Origin of the sequence: Vibrio fortis, from assembly GCF_024347475.1 — a bacterium.
GTDB lineage: Bacteria > Pseudomonadota > Gammaproteobacteria > Enterobacterales > Vibrionaceae > Vibrio > Vibrio fortis.
In genome coordinates this window covers 2,333,117-2,348,571 of record NZ_AP025487.1, presented here as the reverse complement: position 1 = coordinate 2,348,571, position 15,455 = coordinate 2,333,117, and the positions used below count along the sequence as shown (strand labels likewise).

The following is a 15,455-nucleotide window of genomic DNA, read 5'->3' as shown; positions in this document are numbered from 1 at the left end:
TTTTAGATTTAGATAACGAATATTTGAGACACAAATGAGCGCAAAAATTCTTGCAGTAGATACAGCAACGGAAAACTGTTCAGTAGCATTGATGGTGGGAGAGCAAGTGTTTGCCCGCAGTGAAGTAGCACCACGTGACCATACTAAAAAAGTACTGCCTATGGTTGATGAAGTACTGAAGGAAGCGGGATTGACCATAGCTGAGCTTGATGCGATTGCATTTGGTCAAGGCCCAGGTAGCTTTACTGGTGTACGCATTGGTATTGGTATCGCACAAGGTTTAGCCTTTGGTGCTGATTTGCCTATGATTGGTGTATCAACACTTGAAGCCATGGCGCAATCGAGCTACCGCCAGTTTGGTGATACACATGTTGCAAGTGCTATTGATGCGCGTATGAGCGAAGTTTACTGGGCACGCTACAGTCGTGAGCAGGATGGTCGTTGGTCTCTTGTTGATGAAGAGTGTGTTATTCCGCCACAAGAGCTTGTGAACCAAATCGATGAAGACCAAAACACATGGGCAAAAGTCGGTACTGGTTGGGCTGCGTACGCTGAACACATGGATACGCTATCATTAACGACAAAGCCAAGCGAAGTTCTTTACCCAGAGGCACAAGACATGGCGTTCATCGCTCAGTTTGCATTTGCTGCAGGTAAAGCGGTACCAGTAGAAGAGTCTGAGCCAGTATATCTGCGCGATAAGGTGGCTTGGAAGAAGCTTCCTGGTCGTGAGTAAATGTCTTAGTCGCGAAGTGAGCTTTCTGATTGCAAACTAAGCGGCTTATCTACGAATTAAAAACGTCATAACTTTTACAAGGTTCTGATAACCCAGGGCTCTAAATAGCGCATATTTGGAGCCATATTGAGGCAGAGATTGAGTGAATGGTATCAATTAATGGTTTACCTCCTTCAGCGATAGGCAATACATCTAAGACCAATCGCACCAACAAGAAGAATCAGGTAAAGAAAACTGATGCAAAGACCTCAGTGGGGCAACCCAGTAAGGTCGCCAATGCTGTCTCGCACTCTATTCGTCATGTTCAAGAATCGGATATTCACCGAGCTCAAGTCCAATACGACCTTCCAGAAGGGCGTGGGCGAAAAGCCATGGAAGAGTATATGGATGTCATGAATCAGGCGAAAAAAGAGGAACTTACAAGACTCATCGGTGTCGATATTTATATATAAAAACATCAATTTATCTTCTATTTTAAGGGTTAGAACCATGTCGATTTCCCCTGCAAAGTTGCGCCTTTTTGCCCTAAGCCTATTCACGTTCCTATTAGTTGGCTGTTCATCTTTACCCACCGAACTGGAAGCTTCATCTGAAACCGTTATTACTGACTATCAAGAATGGGTCAACCAGTTGCCTGAGGCTAAAGATGTCCGCTTGGGTGGTGTGATTGCTAAGGTGACGAATCTTAAAGATAAGTCGCGCGTCGAAGTAGTGAATATGCCGATCTCTAGCAGCGGCAAGCCAGACCTTGATGCTGAACCAAGTGGTCGTTTCGTGGCTTATGTGGATGGTTATGTTGAGCCTTTAAGCTTTGCTGAAGGTCGTTTGGTGACTTTTGTGGGGCAATCAGCAGGTTCCGAAGATGCTAAAATCGGTGAATTCCCATATACCTTTCCTGTGATGAATGTAGATAATCAGCGCCTATGGCAGATTACAGAGCGTGTGATTGTGAATGACTTTGCTCCGACTTATTACTCGTGTCGTAGCCTACATTGTCGTAGTTTCCAGACCATGCCAAGACAAGGGCGAGTGGTGCAAGACTTAGAATAGTCACCCAAGTTACACCCCGTTTGAATACGCAAGATTAAGGAATGATCACAACGGATGATTGAAAGATCTTACCAACTTCCGAGCGGCACTATGGTGTGCCAAGAGCTTGGAGACATAGAAACGGCCGCTTTGACGGTCGTTTTTGTTCATGGCTGGTTAGATAACTCTGCCAGTTTTACCTCCTTGATGCAGGCTATGCATGCAAAGTCGAATCAATATCACTTGGTAGCGATAGACCTGTTTGGACACGGGCATTCATCGCATAAGCCCGGTAGTTATTACCCTTTTCATGACTATATCGATGATTTACATCAGCTGGTGGGTAAATTATCGCCAAACAGACTGGTACTAGTAGGACATTCGCTTGGTGCATTGATCGCAAGTTGCTATAGTGCCGCCTTTCCTGAAATGGTGTCGGGATTAATCCAAATTGAAGGTCACGGACCTCTTTCCGAAGCTCCCCAAGCAACAGTCTCTCGTTTGCGAGATGGGGTACTCAGTCGTCAACGACAGCGAAGAAAGCCTTCACGTCCGCTAGCAAGCTTAGAGGATGCTATTAAGCTGAGATCTCAGGCTAACCAGATTGCACCAGATTTGATCGCTCCGGTTGTTGTTCGAGGTATTGCTCAATTTGAGGGCACTTGGCAGTGGCGCAGCGACCCAAAATTGAAGTGTGACTCTGTTTATAGGATGTCTCAGGCGCACGCAGATGCGATAAATGAAGCGATAGAATGCCCTCAATTGATAATTTTGGGAAATGAAGGATTTAAGGATTTACAGCATAATCGCTACAAATCCACTCAAAATCCCCCAATTATCGAGATGATTTCAGGCGGACACCATTGTCATTTAGAGAACCCAGAGTCAGTTTCTGAGCTAATTCTTGGTGTAGTTAACAAAATTTAAACAAGTGTTTGAGCCTTTTAGTGCTCATGCACTAAAGCTGTGCTGTAATATCGCCATGATAAATAGCGGCGAAACAGTCGTCAGCTGATAAACGAGGAGTAACATCGTGGATAAACCTTGGCTTTCACGTTATCCAAGTGACGTACCAGAAACGATCAACCCAGATCAGTACCCATCTTTAGTTGAGATGTTTGAGCAGTCAGTACAGAAATACGCTGACCAACCAGCATTCGAAAACATGGGTTCTATCATGACTTTCCGTAAGCTTGAAGAGCGCAGCCGTGCTTTCGCCGCTTACCTACAAAACGATCTGAAGCTGAAAAAGGGCGATCGTGTCGCTCTGATGATGCCAAACCTTCTGCAATACCCAATTGCGCTATTTGGTGTTCTGCGTGCTGGTATGATCGCGGTTAACGTAAACCCTCTGTACACCCCACGTGAACTTGAGCACCAGCTAAACGACTCGGGCGCAAAAGCGATTGTTATCGTTTCTAACTTTGCGAGCACGCTTGAGAAAGTGGTTGATAACACTCCAGTGAAGCACGTAGTACTGACTAGCCTTGGTCAAATGCTTCCTCGCGCGAAAGGCACGATTGTCGATTTCGTTGTGAAGTACGTGAAAGGCATGGTTCCTAAATACGACCTTCCTGGTGCAATCTCATTCCGTAAAGCATTGCACAAAGGTCGCCGCCTACAATATGTAAAACCATTTATGTCTGGCGATGACATTGCATTTCTGCAGTACACAGGTGGTACTACTGGCGTAGCGAAAGGTGCAATTCTAACGCACCGCAATATGATTGCGAACGTACTGCAGGCAAAAGGTGCATATGGCCCTGTATTGAATGAAGGTCGTGAGCTAGTAGTAACGGCGCTGCCGCTTTACCATGTATTCGCACTGACAGTAAACTGCTTACTGTTCGTTGAAATGGGTGGTCGTAACCTACTTATCACTAACCCACGTGATATTCCTGGCTTCATCAAAGAGCTGCAAAAAGTACCATTTACAGCAATTACCGGTGTAAACACGCTATTTAATGCACTTGTAAACAATGAAGACTTCCATGAGCTAGATTTCAGTAACCTGCGTCTATCTGTTGGTGGTGGTATGGCGGTACAACGCGCTGTAGCAGAGCAATGGAAGAAAGTGACAGGTATTCACCTACTTGAAGGCTACGGTCTGACTGAGTGTTCTCCACTAGTAACTGGTAACCCTTACGATCTAAAAGATTACACGGGCGCAATTGGTCTACCTGTGCCATCGACAGACGTTCGTATTATTGATGACGAAGGTAATGTTGTTGCAAATGACCAAGTGGGTGAGCTGCAAGTTCGTGGTCCTCAAGTGATGCAAGGCTACTGGCAGCGTCCTGAAGCGACCAAAGAAGTGATCGATCATGATGGCTGGTTGTCGACGGGTGATATTGTTAAGTTTGATGATGAAGGCTTACTGCACATCGTTGACCGTAAAAAAGATATGATTTTGGTATCAGGCTTCAACGTATATCCGAATGAAATTGAAGATGTTGTTGCACTGCACGGTCAGGTTCTAGAAGTTGCTGCAATTGGCCAACCACACGAAGTTTCTGGTGAGCTAGTGAAGGTTTACGTGGTTAAGCGTGATCCAAGCCTGACTAAAGAAGACGTGATTGCACACTGTCGTGAACATCTAACTGGTTACAAGGTACCAAAACTGGTTGAGTTCCGTGATGAGCTACCAAAGACTAACGTTGGTAAGATCTTACGTCGCGTGCTGCGTGAAGAGAATGATGCAGAGCTTGCTAAGCGCGCAAGTGAATAACTGATAGTCATATCGCTTAATCTAAGCTATGAATGCAAATTAGTGATAGAATGCCGACAGTCAATGTCGGCATTTTTGTATCCGGCGGAATAATTAAATCAGTGAGAGTTTTGTGAACTATCAAATCATTACCCAATTGAAAGACCTTGAGCGCGTATGTCAGCAAGCCCGTGAAGCCGATGTCGTGATGCTTGATACCGAGTTTGTCCGTACTCGAACTTATTACCCGCAGTTAGGTTTGATTCAATTATTTGATGGTGAAACTCTGTCTTTGATTGACCCAATCGCATTGGATGAAATGACGCCATTTGTATCGCTTTTGAAAGACGCTTCAGTATTGAAAGTTCTACACGCTTGTGGCGAAGACTTAGAAGTGTTCCAAAATGCGTTTGGTTGTACGCCTACACCAATGGTGGATACTCAAATTATGGCGGCTTTCTTAGGTCATGGCTTATCGACGGGCTTTGCAGCCTTGGTATCTGAGTTCGTTGGTATCGACCTTGATAAGAGCGAATCACGCACAGATTGGCTAGCGCGCCCACTATCGCAAAAGCAGCTCGATTACGCTGCGGCAGACGTATACTACTTACTGCCAATGTATAACAAGCTGCTAGAGAAAGTGATGGAAGCGGGCTGGTGGGATGCTGCGCAGCAAGAGTCTGACCTGCAAGTGAGTAAGCGTATTCGCTCAGTTGAGCCAGAGAACGCTTACCTAGATATTAAAGGCGCTTGGCAGCTGAAACCGAAGCAACTGGCAATCCTGAAGCCTCTGGCAACTTGGCGATTAAAAGAAGCGATTAAGCGCGATTTAGCACTTAACTTTATTTTTAAAGAGCAAGACCTATGGGCAGTAGCACGCTTTGCCATTAAGAATCCAAAACGAATGGAAGAAGAGGGCTTTGATTTCCGTTCAGTGCGCCGTCACGGTGCGAAAATCAGCTCTATTGTTAAACTGGCTGAGCACACACCAGAAGAAGAGTACCCAGCGGTCGTTGAACGCTTGATGGACTTCCCTGGCTACAAGCAGATGTTTAAAGTCCTCAAAGATGAAGTGAAGAAAGCATCTCAACATAGTGGTTTGGCGACTGAGTTTATCGCTTCTAAAAAACAGCTTAATCAAGTCTTGAGTTGGGTTTGGAAACACGATCGCAATCCAGAAAAATTGCCTGATGTAATGCAAGGCTGGCGATTAGAGATCGCTGGTGAAAAGTTAGATAAGCTGATTAAGTAGTCAGTTTTCTGATTCGCAGATAGATGTAAAGGGGTAAAGCACAATCGCTTTACCCTTTTTTTGTCATTACGATTTGTCGTCGTTTGTCGACGTCTCTTTCTCTTTAGCTTCAGCCAGTTGCTGTTCCAGTTCCATGATTCTTAGTTCAGCTTCGAGCTCTGCAACGCGTTTTTCTGCGTCACTGCGGTTATCTTGAGAGTGACCATCCGCCAGAACCTGAGTGTTTTCACTCTGGCGAGAGTCATCAAGGTCTTTCATTGAACCAGCGACACCTCCTGTAACACCACCCGCTACAGCGCCTTTCACTGCTAGCCCTGGTTCACCTGTAAGCGCACCTAATGTTGCCCCCATCAAAGCACCTCCTGCGGCACCGCGATTTCTGGCAGCATTTTCATTGTCTTTGTCCATTGCAGGGGAACTACATCCAGTCACAACCAATACTGAGGCAATAATGATGGCTTTTAGTGTGTTGTTTAGGTAAGTCATAGTTGTACTCTTTCTGTCTGTAGGGAACCCATTCAGAGTACAAAAAACAATCAGGCTTGGATAATGCTGACTCTTTATACAAACAATAACCAGTGGTTATGGTTTGATATATGTATGGATTGTCTTGAAATATAAAAACGGCTCACTTGGAAGCAAGTGAGCCGTTTTTGGTATCTAGGATTGCGACGAAGTTACTTTTCGTCTTCTGGCAGTTTGACGTTCAACTCAAGAACTGAGATGTCATCGTCTTTGTGCTCGAATGATAGATCAACCATTGACGGGTCTACCTCAACGTACTTGGCGATGCACTTTAAGATATCTTCTTTCAGTTGCGGTAAGTACGAAGGTGCTGGGTCATCGTGACTACGGCGCTCAGCAACAATGATTTGTAGGCGCTCTTTTGCAAGATTAGCCGTGGTTTTCTTCTGTGGTCTGAAAAACTCTAGTAGTGACATTGTTGATTAGCCCCCGAACAGTCGTTTGAAGATGCCTTTCTTCTCTTCCGTTAGGAAGCGGAAGTCAACTTGGCTACCCAGCAGGCGGTCTACAGTATCGCTATATGCCATGCCTGCATCTGTCGTTTCATCAAAGATCACTGGAACACCTTTGTTTGATGCGTTAAGGACTGCTTGGCTCTCTGGAATGACACCTAATAGTGAGATGTGTAGGATCTCTTCTACATCTTCTACGCTTAGCATTTCGCCTTGGTTTACACGCGCTGGGTTGTAGCGTGTTAATAGCAGGTGAGTTTTCACTGGCTCTAGGCCATCTTCTGCGCGGCGTGATTTAGAATCTAAGATACCTAGAATACGGTCAGAGTCTCGAACCGAAGATACTTCTGGGTTCGTGGTAACAATCGCTTCATCCGCAAAGTAAAGCGCCATCAGTGCACCTTGCTCAATACCTGCCGGTGAATCACAGATAATGAAGTCGAAGCCCATTTCGTCTAGTTCATCAAACACGCGACGAACACCATCTTTAGTTAGTGCATCTTTATCACGAGTTTGAGAAGCTGGAAGAATGTACAGATTGTCTGTGCGCTTGTCTTTGATCATCGCTTGGTTCAGCGTTGCTTCACCATTGATAACGTTAACGAAATCGTATACGACACGACGCTCACAGCCCATGATAAGGTCTAGGTTACGCAGACCAATATCAAAGTCGATAACCGCTGTTTTCTTTCCCTTCAAAGCTAAACCAGAGGCAATAGCTGCACTGGAGGTAGTTTTACCAACACCGCCTTTACCTGACGTTACAACGATAATGCGTGCCATTATTTTTTCCTTTTATTTCTTTATAGTGCGAGTACGTCAACACGTAGTACGTCATTGTCCATACTGAGCATGGTCTTCTTCTGCCAATACTCGCTTTCAATTTGATCGCTGAGCCAGTAGTTGCCTGCAATGGAAACCAGCTCGGCTTGTAAATCGTTACAGATAATTTTCGCTTCAGTTTGACCGCTTGCTCCCGCAATCGCGCGGCCGCGTAGTGTGCCATGAATATGGATACTGCCATCCGCTATGACTTCCGCTCCAGCACTCACGTGACTCAAAATTAATAAGTCACCATCTTTAGCATAGACCTGTTGTCCAGAACGAATCGGAGTTCTTACTACTTTTGTGGGCGCCATCTTGGCTGGAGCCTGTGACGGAGACTTACTGGCCGTCATAACTGCGAACCCTGCTTCTTTTGCAAGGTTTTGCATGCGCTTATCGGAACAACCCGTTACGCCAACAGGGATCATACCAGCCTGAGAGATGCCGTTTTTTAGTTGAAGGAAGTCGATGTCACCAGCCACTTGGCTAATGTTAATCACAACAGGTGCAGCAGCAAAAAAGTTTGGGGCTTGGTCGACTTTTTCTTGAAGGAATGACACTGCATTTTCGACGTTATCATCGGATAAGTGCAAGACAGATAGCGTAAAGCTGCTACCTTTTAAATCTGGGTTACTAGACATCGAAAACTACAGGACCTCAATAACGGTTGGCTACAATTTCTTTCATCTTTACGATAAAGGGCATTGCCTGAAACTAGGTTTATCATGTTATATTCCCAGACCAAGCACAGCAAGTGATCTTGTTGTCAAATGGACGTTTTGTTCCCAATATTTCACCAACATAAACTATTGATCTCGCATGTGAGAGTTTTGTAGTCATAAACATTTAGAAAAGGTTTGTCATGCTGTGTTCTATATATAAAAGCTCAAAAAAAGAAGGAACATACCTTTATATCCCTAAGAAGGATGATTTTTCACAAGTTCCTGACGCATTGATGGAAATGTTTGGTAAACCTAGCTTCGTAATGGTCATCAAAATGGATGGCCGTAAATTGGCGCAAGTGAATATCGATAAAGTTCGTGAGTCTCTAGAAACTGACGGCTTCTTTTTACAACTGCCGCCACCACCAGTGAATGAACTTGAGTTGTACAAAGAGCGCAAGGCTCAACAAAACACTCAAGATGAAGAGTAATCGTACTCACCTTATTCAGGGAGGAATGATCGTTGAGTAAATTATCGCAAACCCTAATTACCGTGTCGGCATTGTTGGCCGGCAGTGCAGTGGCTCCGTTACACGCTAATGAGTTGAGCTTCGAACAGTTTGTTGAAAAGCTGAAGCAGCAAGGCTCAGAGCAAGGTATCTCTCAATCGATCATCGACCAAGCCTTCGACGGCGTGACGTTTAAACCGCGTGCGGTGAAGGCTGATAAAAACCAACCAGAGAAAAAGCTAACGCTGGACGAGTACATCCCAAGAGCTGTCCCTAAATGGAAGGTTAAACAAGCGCAGTCGCTTTATGATAAGCACTATACTGAGCTGAAACGCATTGGCGATGAGTACGGTGTTCAACCTCGCTTTATCGTTGCATTGTGGGGTGTAGAGAGTAACTTCGGCACTTATACGGGCAATTACCGTGTGATTGATGCGCTAACCACCATGGCTTACGAAGGTCGACGTGAGGCGTTCTTCACCAAAGAGGCGATGGCGGCTCTGACCATTTTAGAAGAGGGGCACATTAAGCCTCAGGATATGAAAGGGTCGTGGGCTGGAGCTATGGGGCAACCTCAGTTTATGCCAAGCTCATTCTTAGCTTATGCAGCCGATGGTAATGGTGACGGTAAGAAGGATATCTGGAATACCGAGGCCGATGTTTTCGCTTCTGCGGCGAATTATCTCAGCCAGTCTGGTTGGGATGACAAGTACACATGGGGTAGGCAGGTAAAAGTGCCAGCGAATATCTCTTTAGAAATGCAAGGTCGCTCGGAAGAGAAAGGTAAATACCTTCAAGAGTGGTCAAAGCTTGGGATTACGAGATTTGATGGTAGCCCGCTACCTAAGCTCGATGAAGATATTAAAGCGTGGTTAATCATGCCTGATGACCAAACAGGGCGCACCTATTTGGTTTATAACAACTACAATGTACTGATGAAGTGGAATCGTTCGTACTACTTTGCTCTGGCAGTGAGTCACCTTGCTGACCGAATTAAGTTCAAATAACTTAAGTTTAAATAGAACGGCTAAAGCAAAGCGGCATAAGCCAATAGATTTAAAAGGGACTCTTCGGAGTCCTTTTGTTTTTTAGTCAACATTGTTTTCATACAAACAGAGGATAAGCGAGTGTTAACAGACAGAGCTGCACAGATGGTGATCTTTCACGCCTTGATTAAGCATGGTGGCTTCACCAGTGCGGCGAAGAGCTTAAATGTGTCGGTGTCGCACATCAGTAAGCAGGTCGCTCTATTAGAAGACAATATTGGTATTAAGCTTGTGCAGCGAACGACGCGCAGCTTAACCTTAACCGAAGCAGGTGAGGTGTTTTATCAACATTGTGAGCAGCTGTTTGGCACCTTAAAAGCGGCACAAATGGATATGGAGAGCCAGCGTGATGATGTTTCGGGTAAATTGCGCGTTGGTATTTCACAGTCATTCGGCACTCTGCATGTGATTCCTGCAATCGATCAGCTGCGCCAGCTCTACCCTCAATTAAAAGTCGAGGTTCACTTGTTCGATTATAAAGTAGATATGATCGAAGAGCGTTTGGATCTTTGGATCACCAATAATGAAGAGCTACCTGAAGGGTACATTGCCCAGCGGCTAGCAGACAGCCAGTTTGTGGTGGCGGCGTCACCTGACTACTTGATCAAAGCTGGCACACCGAGTTGCCCGTCAGATCTGAGTGATCACAACTGTCTTATCTATCGCAGCCGTGAACGTGATTATACCTCTTGGGCTTTCGACAATGGGCAAGAGAGCCTATGTGTTACTGTTAGTGGGGATTATTCTGTCGACTTAGCAGAAGCGGTGAGAGACGCGGCAGTAGCAGGCTGGGGGGTTGCCTATCTAGCGACTTACCTCGTTAAAGAGGAGTTTCGCAGTGGTCAATTAATCCAAGTATTACCCGAGTGGAAAGCTAGCCAGATCATGCCATTTTTTGCTGTCTATCCAAGTCGAAAAAATATGCCTAAGAAGCTGTCTACGGTGATTGAGTTTCTTAAACAACACATTGGTTCTCCGACTTATTGGGATAAAAATCTCAAAACCTGTGTTGAATTACACCGCTAACTGTCGCTGTTTTTGAAAATATAATTTCCATATGGAAAAAGTACTAAAAATAATCAATAAAGTTTTAATTAATTCAATAGGTTAGATATTTAGGGCTCTAGCGGCCTTTTATGCCAACATCCATGTAACAACCACCGCTTGCCGCAAACGGTTTCCTCTATACAATGCGTCGCCTTTCCTACTACAACTTTTCAGGTTTGACGCATATGGCATCCCTAATTGGAATCATTACTCTTCTAGTAATCGCTTGGTTACTATCTACGGACAGAAAAAATATTCAGCTAAGAACAGTCTCTCTTGCTTTCTTACTTCAGGTTTCTTTTGCACTGCTGGTGCTGTACGTACCTATGGGTAAAGACGTTCTTAATGGCGTGACGGGTGCAGTGTCGAGCTTAATCAACTATGGCCAAGAGGGTATTGGCTTTCTATTTGGCGGTTTGACCAACAGTGGATTTGTGTTTGCGATTAACGTACTGGGCATCATCATTTTCTTCTCGGCTCTGATTTCGGGTTTATACCACATTGGTTTCATGCCAAAAGTGATCAACCTAATTGGCGGCGCACTGCAGAAACTGTTAGGTACCGGTCGTGCGGAATCTCTGTCTGCTACAGCAAATATCTTTGTTGGTATGATTGAGGCACCGTTAGTCGTTAAGCCATACCTAAAGCACATGACCGATTCACAGTTGTTTGCGGTAATGACCTGTGGCTTGGCGTCTGTAGCTGGCGGTACGCTGGTAGGTTATGCGTCTCTGGGTGTAGACCTGAATTACCTGATAGCAGCGGCATTCATGTCTGCGCCTGCAGGTCTATTAATGGCGAAAATCTTAGTACCAGGCAGCGCTAATGAGACTCAAGAGAGTATTGAGTCAGATGTAGAAATTCCACGAGCAACAAACGTCGTTGAGGCAATGGCAGATGGGGCTATGTCTGGACTTCGTATTGCGGTCGCAGTGGGTGCAACACTTCTTGCTTTTGTTAGCGTGATTGCAATGCTGAATGGCATGCTAGGCGCTGTTGGTGGCTGGTTCGGTGTAGAGCTCAGCTTCGAACTTATCCTAGGTTATGTGTTTGCACCCGTTGCATGGCTGATTGGTGTGCCATGGAATGAAGCAGTAATTGCGGGTTCTCTAATCGGTAATAAGATTGTCGTGAATGAGTTTGTTGCCTTCATCCAATTGATGGAAGCGAAAGATATGCTAAGTGAACACTCACAAGCTATCGTAACCTTTGCACTGTGTGGTTTTGCGAACATCTCAACCATGGCGATTCTTATCGGTGGTTTAGGCAGTCTAGTACCTGAGCGTCGCTCATTCATTTCAAAGTATGGCTTCCGCGCAATTTGCGCAGGCGTGCTAGCGAACTTGATGAGTGCGTCAATCGCAGGTGTCGCTCTGTCACTTTAAGCGCTATTTAGCTCAACAAAAAAACAAAAGCCGCGATATCAATCGCGGCTTTCATGTATCTAACGGTTCTGTCTCTCTATCGGATGATAGAGAAAGTGGAACGAAGACTATTTATTTGAGTGGAACTGCTCACAAGCGATCATCGTATTCTCGATTAGACTTGCTACTGTCATTGGGCCAACACCACCTGGAACTGGCGTAATGAAGCTTGCGCTCTCTTTTGCGACATCATATTCCACGTCGCCAACCAGCTTGCCAGACTCAAGACGGTTGATACCAACATCGACTACCACAGCGCCTTTCTTGATCCATGCTCCTGGAATGAAGTTAGGTTTGCCTACGGCAACCACAACAACGTCTGCTTGACGTACGTGACCTTCTAAATCTTTAGTGAAACGGTGACAGGTGGTCGTAGTACAACCTGCTAGAAGCAGTTCAAGCGTCATTGGACGGCCAACGATATTTGATGCACCAACAACAACGGCATGTTTACCACGTAAGTCGATGTTGTAGCGGTCGAGCAGAGTGATGATGCCTTTTGGCGTACAAGAGCGTAGCTTAGGGATACGTTGCGCTAGACGACCAACATTGTATGGATGGAAGCCATCAACGTCTTTTTCCGGCGTAATACGTTCTAACACGTGTGTGCTATCGATACCTGCTGGAAGAGGTAGTTGCACAAGAATGCCATCGATCTCTGTATCGTCATTCAATTGGTCAACAAGTGTCAGTAGCTCTTCTTCGGTTGCCGTCGCGGGTAAGTCAAAAGACTTTGAAACAAAACCGACTTCTTCACACGCTTTGCGCTTGCTTCCAACATAAACTTGAGAAGCTGGGTCTTCACCCACTAAAACTACCGCTAGGCCCGGAGCTCGTAAGCCTGCTTCTGTGCGTGCTTTTACACGTGCAGCAACTTCAGAACGAACGGTTTGAGAAATTAGCTTTCCATCAATATTTTGAGCAGTCATGAATTTCCTTAGTATTGATATTCAAGTTAGTGGCTGATGTTTTGGCGCATTATTCCAGAAAACGTTTTTGATTTCCATCAAGCAAACGTTTGCTTTGGTCTAATTTTCAACACTTATAATGTCTTTGCCCTTTTTTTACTCACTTAGATCAGAATGTTAGATAAAGCCGTTGCTTTACTGATTCGAATTCGTATAATTCTTTCCTGTAGCGCGCCCTTAGCTCAGCTGGATAGAGCACAACTAACCCCCTAAAGGTTACTACTTTATCCTAAATACCTTGTTGTATATGGCTTTGATAGGTGGTAAGGTTACCACATTGAGTAAATGTGTTTACTACTAAGCGTTACTACTTACCACAAAGAAAGTAGTATGGTAAGTTTAAATTAAGTCCCCTTAGCTCAGCTGGATAGAGCACGTGCCTTTAATTGAGGAGCTTGTATATGGAAACATGTACAATGCAGAGGGTGAATTCAAGGAAACCTCAGCGCGTAATGGCGGTGGCAATCTTGAGCCAAGCTCTACAAGCGTGTAGAGAAGGTGCAGAGACTAGATGATGCAATGCGATCTCATTGTGTAATACATCACTAGCGCCCTCCACCCAAACAGATAATGCTGTGGGTGATGATATAGTCCAGACTACAAACATCAGATGATGGCAGTGAAAGCTGTAGTGGTACGCTAAGCATGTGGTCGCAGGTTCGAATCCTGCAGGGGATGCCATATTTAAAAAAAAGCGGTATAGCAATTATTGTTATACCGCTTTTTTTATTCGTGTTTTAGAGGTAGACCCTCAGGTGATTATTAAATCACAAGCCATTTGTGCTATCCGGGTACAAGTTCGCTTCGGAACAAGAGCGCCTTAGTGCGACGGCTCTAAACCACTTCTGTCCAGAACCTTCGCGGCGGGCACTTCATAACTCAGAAATGCCCCATAGTGTGCTAGCGCCGCGCCACTCAACCTCAAAAATTACAGTGAAGTAGTTTGACCTACTTTTTCTTATCTGTGTAACCTCTAACAAGTTGGGGGCTCGTCAACTGTGTTTGTGGAGCTCATGCTCGTTTGCAAAGGAAGATCATGTCGAAACATAAAGTCAGCGACTTTTGGATAAAGGCAGATTGAATCTTCATGTGTTTAAGGTCGTAGGTAGAGTCACAATGAGCAGTCTATGCCGTCATATGGATAATAGACAGTAATTTACCGCGAATTGCAACAAGTTTTATAGTGGATAGTTTGCTAATGCTCTGATTTACAGTGACTTGTTAATGTTATGCTGCAAATAGGTGAGAGTGATAGGCTGCAAGTTGAGAGTGGGAAAGGCGGCTTGTCGCTGTATATAAAGCGTTAGGTTTTACGAGGGTAGGTCAGCAATGAAGTATGTTTATCGTTTTTCAATAGTTTTTACGCTGTTTTTGTTCTTTCTCGTAGTCGGGTTGTACTCATTGGAGTTCTATATTCATGGCTTGTGGTCTTCAAACTTCACAAGGTTTAGTGCTATATCAGTTTTATTAGGTGCGAGCACGGCAATCACTGTTTGGTTATCCAATCAGGTTCGTCAGAACTCGGAAGACTTACTTGAGGAAACTAAACATTATTATGAAAAGTCTTATGAAACTCTAAATGTGTTAGGCAAGGATGGATTCCCTAAGAACCAGCGAATTCGCTGGTTAACCGCTGCTCGTTTGTTGTCGGTTGCAGAGAAACTACATAAACAAATTCCATTATCTAGCCATAAAAAACTATGCGAAGAAGCTAGAGAGTATTGGCGACAAAAGTTTTATGATTTATTGCTGCCGAACAAACAGGGCCCCAATAAAAATTACTTTGCAGAAGATGTCAGGTTTCTTGACTCATACAGAGCCAGAGACCCTGAACCACTAGAGTTGAATTCAGTTTTAATGATCTTCCGTTTTGTCGAATGGCAAGACTCTCGTGTAGATCCGCTAGAAAATGTTCCTATGCCAGATGACAAGAAAATCAATAAAATGAAGCGTCTAGGCCCTGTTGGCTTAGCTCAGTTATTGGAAGCGTATAAGAAATCAAAAGAACAAACCTAATGCGGCTACATGGATTCCCCCGGTTGTCAAACATCCGCTAAACTTGTGTTGATGGGTTTTGGACTGCCGCTCTACATTCGGCCTACTTATCGACGATTCGCATACGTCGTGGCCCTGATGACTTTGCGCGACTGCGGTGCCTTATTCGTTAGATAACATCGAGTGTGTCCGCCGCATTAACAGGCTCTCCGCAAGTGGTCTTAACCTATCTCCATCATTAGCGTCTGCAATGACCCGGTGGGTTTAACTCTTTTATG

Annotated in this window: 16 protein-coding genes; 11 read left to right on the top strand and 5 right to left on the bottom strand. The window is 44.8% G+C overall.

Annotated features, from left to right (window positions below; all coding sequences use genetic code 11):
* Window positions 1-34 precede the first annotated feature (34 nt).
* The 6 genes from tsaB (at window position 35) to rnd (ending at window position 5,724) form a co-directional block, all read left to right on the top strand.
* Complete coding sequence (gene tsaB, locus OCV50_RS10155; RefSeq protein ID WP_261902968.1) at window positions 35-736, top strand: tRNA (adenosine(37)-N6)-threonylcarbamoyltransferase complex dimerization subunit type 1 TsaB; 702 nt, start codon at window positions 35-37, stop codon at window positions 734-736.
* Between the two features lie 146 nt (window positions 737-882).
* Window positions 883-1,188, top strand: a complete 306-nt coding sequence (locus OCV50_RS10150) for a chromosome partitioning protein ParA (RefSeq protein ID WP_239841345.1) — start codon at window positions 883-885, stop codon at window positions 1,186-1,188.
* Between the two features lie 37 nt (window positions 1,189-1,225).
* A complete protein-coding gene (locus OCV50_RS10145) occupies window positions 1,226-1,786 on the top strand; it encodes a Slp family lipoprotein (protein WP_261902967.1) in 561 nt (186 codons plus the stop codon).
* Between the two features lie 54 nt (window positions 1,787-1,840).
* Window positions 1,841-2,692 carry an alpha/beta fold hydrolase gene (locus tag OCV50_RS10140; RefSeq protein ID WP_261902966.1) on the top strand — a complete coding sequence of 284 codons (852 nt, stop codon included), beginning with the start codon at window positions 1,841-1,843 and terminating at the stop codon, window positions 2,690-2,692.
* A 106-nt stretch (window positions 2,693-2,798) separates the two neighbouring features.
* On the top strand, window positions 2,799-4,493 hold the full coding sequence (gene fadD / locus OCV50_RS10135; RefSeq protein ID WP_261902965.1) for a long-chain-fatty-acid--CoA ligase FadD: 1,695 nt from the start codon (window positions 2,799-2,801) through the stop codon (window positions 4,491-4,493).
* 112 nt (window positions 4,494-4,605) lie between these two features.
* The gene (gene rnd, locus OCV50_RS10130; protein WP_261902964.1) at window positions 4,606-5,724 is read left to right on the top strand and encodes a ribonuclease D; all 1,119 of its coding nucleotides are present in this window, start codon (window positions 4,606-4,608) and stop codon (window positions 5,722-5,724) included.
* 66 nt (window positions 5,725-5,790) lie between these two features.
* On the opposite strand, the gene OCV50_RS10125 is transcribed toward rnd, so the two are convergent.
* From OCV50_RS10125 to minC, 4 genes are all read right to left on the bottom strand, one after another.
* Window positions 5,791-6,210, bottom strand: a complete 420-nt coding sequence (locus tag OCV50_RS10125) for a glycine zipper family protein (RefSeq protein ID WP_261902963.1) — start codon at window positions 6,208-6,210, stop codon at window positions 5,791-5,793.
* 191 nt (window positions 6,211-6,401) lie between these two features.
* Window positions 6,402-6,665 carry a cell division topological specificity factor MinE gene (gene minE / locus OCV50_RS10120; RefSeq protein ID WP_261902962.1) on the bottom strand — a complete coding sequence of 88 codons (264 nt, stop codon included), beginning with the start codon at window positions 6,663-6,665 and terminating at the stop codon, window positions 6,402-6,404.
* A 6-nt stretch (window positions 6,666-6,671) separates the two neighbouring features.
* Window positions 6,672-7,484, bottom strand: a complete 813-nt coding sequence (gene minD / locus OCV50_RS10115; RefSeq protein WP_261902961.1) for a septum site-determining protein MinD — start codon at window positions 7,482-7,484, stop codon at window positions 6,672-6,674.
* 20 nt (window positions 7,485-7,504) lie between these two features.
* On the bottom strand, window positions 7,505-8,167 hold the full coding sequence (gene minC, locus OCV50_RS10110; RefSeq protein WP_239841351.1) for a septum site-determining protein MinC: 663 nt from the start codon (window positions 8,165-8,167) through the stop codon (window positions 7,505-7,507).
* 221 nt (window positions 8,168-8,388) lie between these two features.
* Here minC and OCV50_RS10105 point away from each other — a divergent pair, with 221 nt between their 5' ends.
* From OCV50_RS10105 to OCV50_RS10090, 4 genes are all read left to right on the top strand, one after another.
* The gene (locus OCV50_RS10105; RefSeq protein WP_032551887.1) at window positions 8,389-8,679 is read left to right on the top strand and encodes a YcgL domain-containing protein; all 291 of its coding nucleotides are present in this window, start codon (window positions 8,389-8,391) and stop codon (window positions 8,677-8,679) included.
* A 32-nt stretch (window positions 8,680-8,711) separates the two neighbouring features.
* Entirely contained in the window at window positions 8,712-9,704 is a 993-nt protein-coding gene (locus tag OCV50_RS10100) for a lytic murein transglycosylase (protein ID WP_261902960.1), read from the top strand.
* Window positions 9,705-9,848: 144 nt separating this feature from the next.
* On the top strand, window positions 9,849-10,769 hold the full coding sequence (locus tag OCV50_RS10095; protein WP_239841513.1) for a LysR family transcriptional regulator: 921 nt from the start codon (window positions 9,849-9,851) through the stop codon (window positions 10,767-10,769).
* Between the two features lie 206 nt (window positions 10,770-10,975).
* Window positions 10,976-12,175: a NupC/NupG family nucleoside CNT transporter gene (locus OCV50_RS10090; RefSeq protein WP_261902959.1), complete on the top strand. Its 1,200-nt coding sequence runs from the start codon at window positions 10,976-10,978 to the stop codon at window positions 12,173-12,175.
* Window positions 12,176-12,282: 107 nt separating this feature from the next.
* Here the strand turns inward: OCV50_RS10090 and folD are convergent, their stop codons facing one another.
* The gene (gene folD / locus OCV50_RS10085) at window positions 12,283-13,143 is read right to left on the bottom strand and encodes a bifunctional methylenetetrahydrofolate dehydrogenase/methenyltetrahydrofolate cyclohydrolase FolD (protein WP_261902958.1); all 861 of its coding nucleotides are present in this window, start codon (window positions 13,141-13,143) and stop codon (window positions 12,283-12,285) included.
* Window positions 13,144-14,511: 1,368 nt separating this feature from the next.
* On the opposite strand from folD, the gene OCV50_RS10080 reads away from it, so the two are divergent.
* Window positions 14,512-15,198, top strand: coding sequence for a hypothetical protein (locus tag OCV50_RS10080; RefSeq protein ID WP_261902957.1), 687 nt, complete (start codon window positions 14,512-14,514; stop codon window positions 15,196-15,198).
* Window positions 15,199-15,455: the final 257 nt, after the last annotated feature.

What these genes read in the sequence shown, in the direction of transcription:
- minE (WP_261902962.1), bottom strand. Translation starts at nt 6,665, where the DNA reads ATGTCACTACTAGAGTTTTTCAGACCACAGAAGAAAACCACGGCTAAT.
- minC (WP_239841351.1), bottom strand. Translation starts at nt 8,167, where the DNA reads ATGTCTAGTAACCCAGATTTAAAAGGTAGCAGCTTTACGCTATCTGTC.
- OCV50_RS10145 (WP_261902967.1), top strand. Translation starts at nt 1,226, where the DNA reads ATGTCGATTTCCCCTGCAAAGTTGCGCCTTTTTGCCCTAAGCCTATTC.
- OCV50_RS10090 (WP_261902959.1), top strand. Translation starts at nt 10,976, where the DNA reads ATGGCATCCCTAATTGGAATCATTACTCTTCTAGTAATCGCTTGGTTA.
- OCV50_RS10140 (WP_261902966.1), top strand. Translation starts at nt 1,841, where the DNA reads ATGATTGAAAGATCTTACCAACTTCCGAGCGGCACTATGGTGTGCCAA.
- minD (WP_261902961.1), bottom strand. Translation starts at nt 7,484, where the DNA reads ATGGCACGCATTATCGTTGTAACGTCAGGTAAAGGCGGTGTTGGTAAA.
- OCV50_RS10105 (WP_032551887.1), top strand. Translation starts at nt 8,389, where the DNA reads ATGCTGTGTTCTATATATAAAAGCTCAAAAAAAGAAGGAACATACCTT.
- OCV50_RS10150 (WP_239841345.1), top strand. Translation starts at nt 883, where the DNA reads ATGGTATCAATTAATGGTTTACCTCCTTCAGCGATAGGCAATACATCT.
- folD (WP_261902958.1), bottom strand. Translation starts at nt 13,143, where the DNA reads ATGACTGCTCAAAATATTGATGGAAAGCTAATTTCTCAAACCGTTCGT.
- OCV50_RS10125 (WP_261902963.1), bottom strand. Translation starts at nt 6,210, where the DNA reads ATGACTTACCTAAACAACACACTAAAAGCCATCATTATTGCCTCAGTA.
- tsaB (WP_261902968.1), top strand. Translation starts at nt 35, where the DNA reads ATGAGCGCAAAAATTCTTGCAGTAGATACAGCAACGGAAAACTGTTCA.
- OCV50_RS10080 (WP_261902957.1), top strand. Translation starts at nt 14,512, where the DNA reads ATGAAGTATGTTTATCGTTTTTCAATAGTTTTTACGCTGTTTTTGTTC.
- OCV50_RS10095 (WP_239841513.1), top strand. Translation starts at nt 9,849, where the DNA reads ATGGTGATCTTTCACGCCTTGATTAAGCATGGTGGCTTCACCAGTGCG.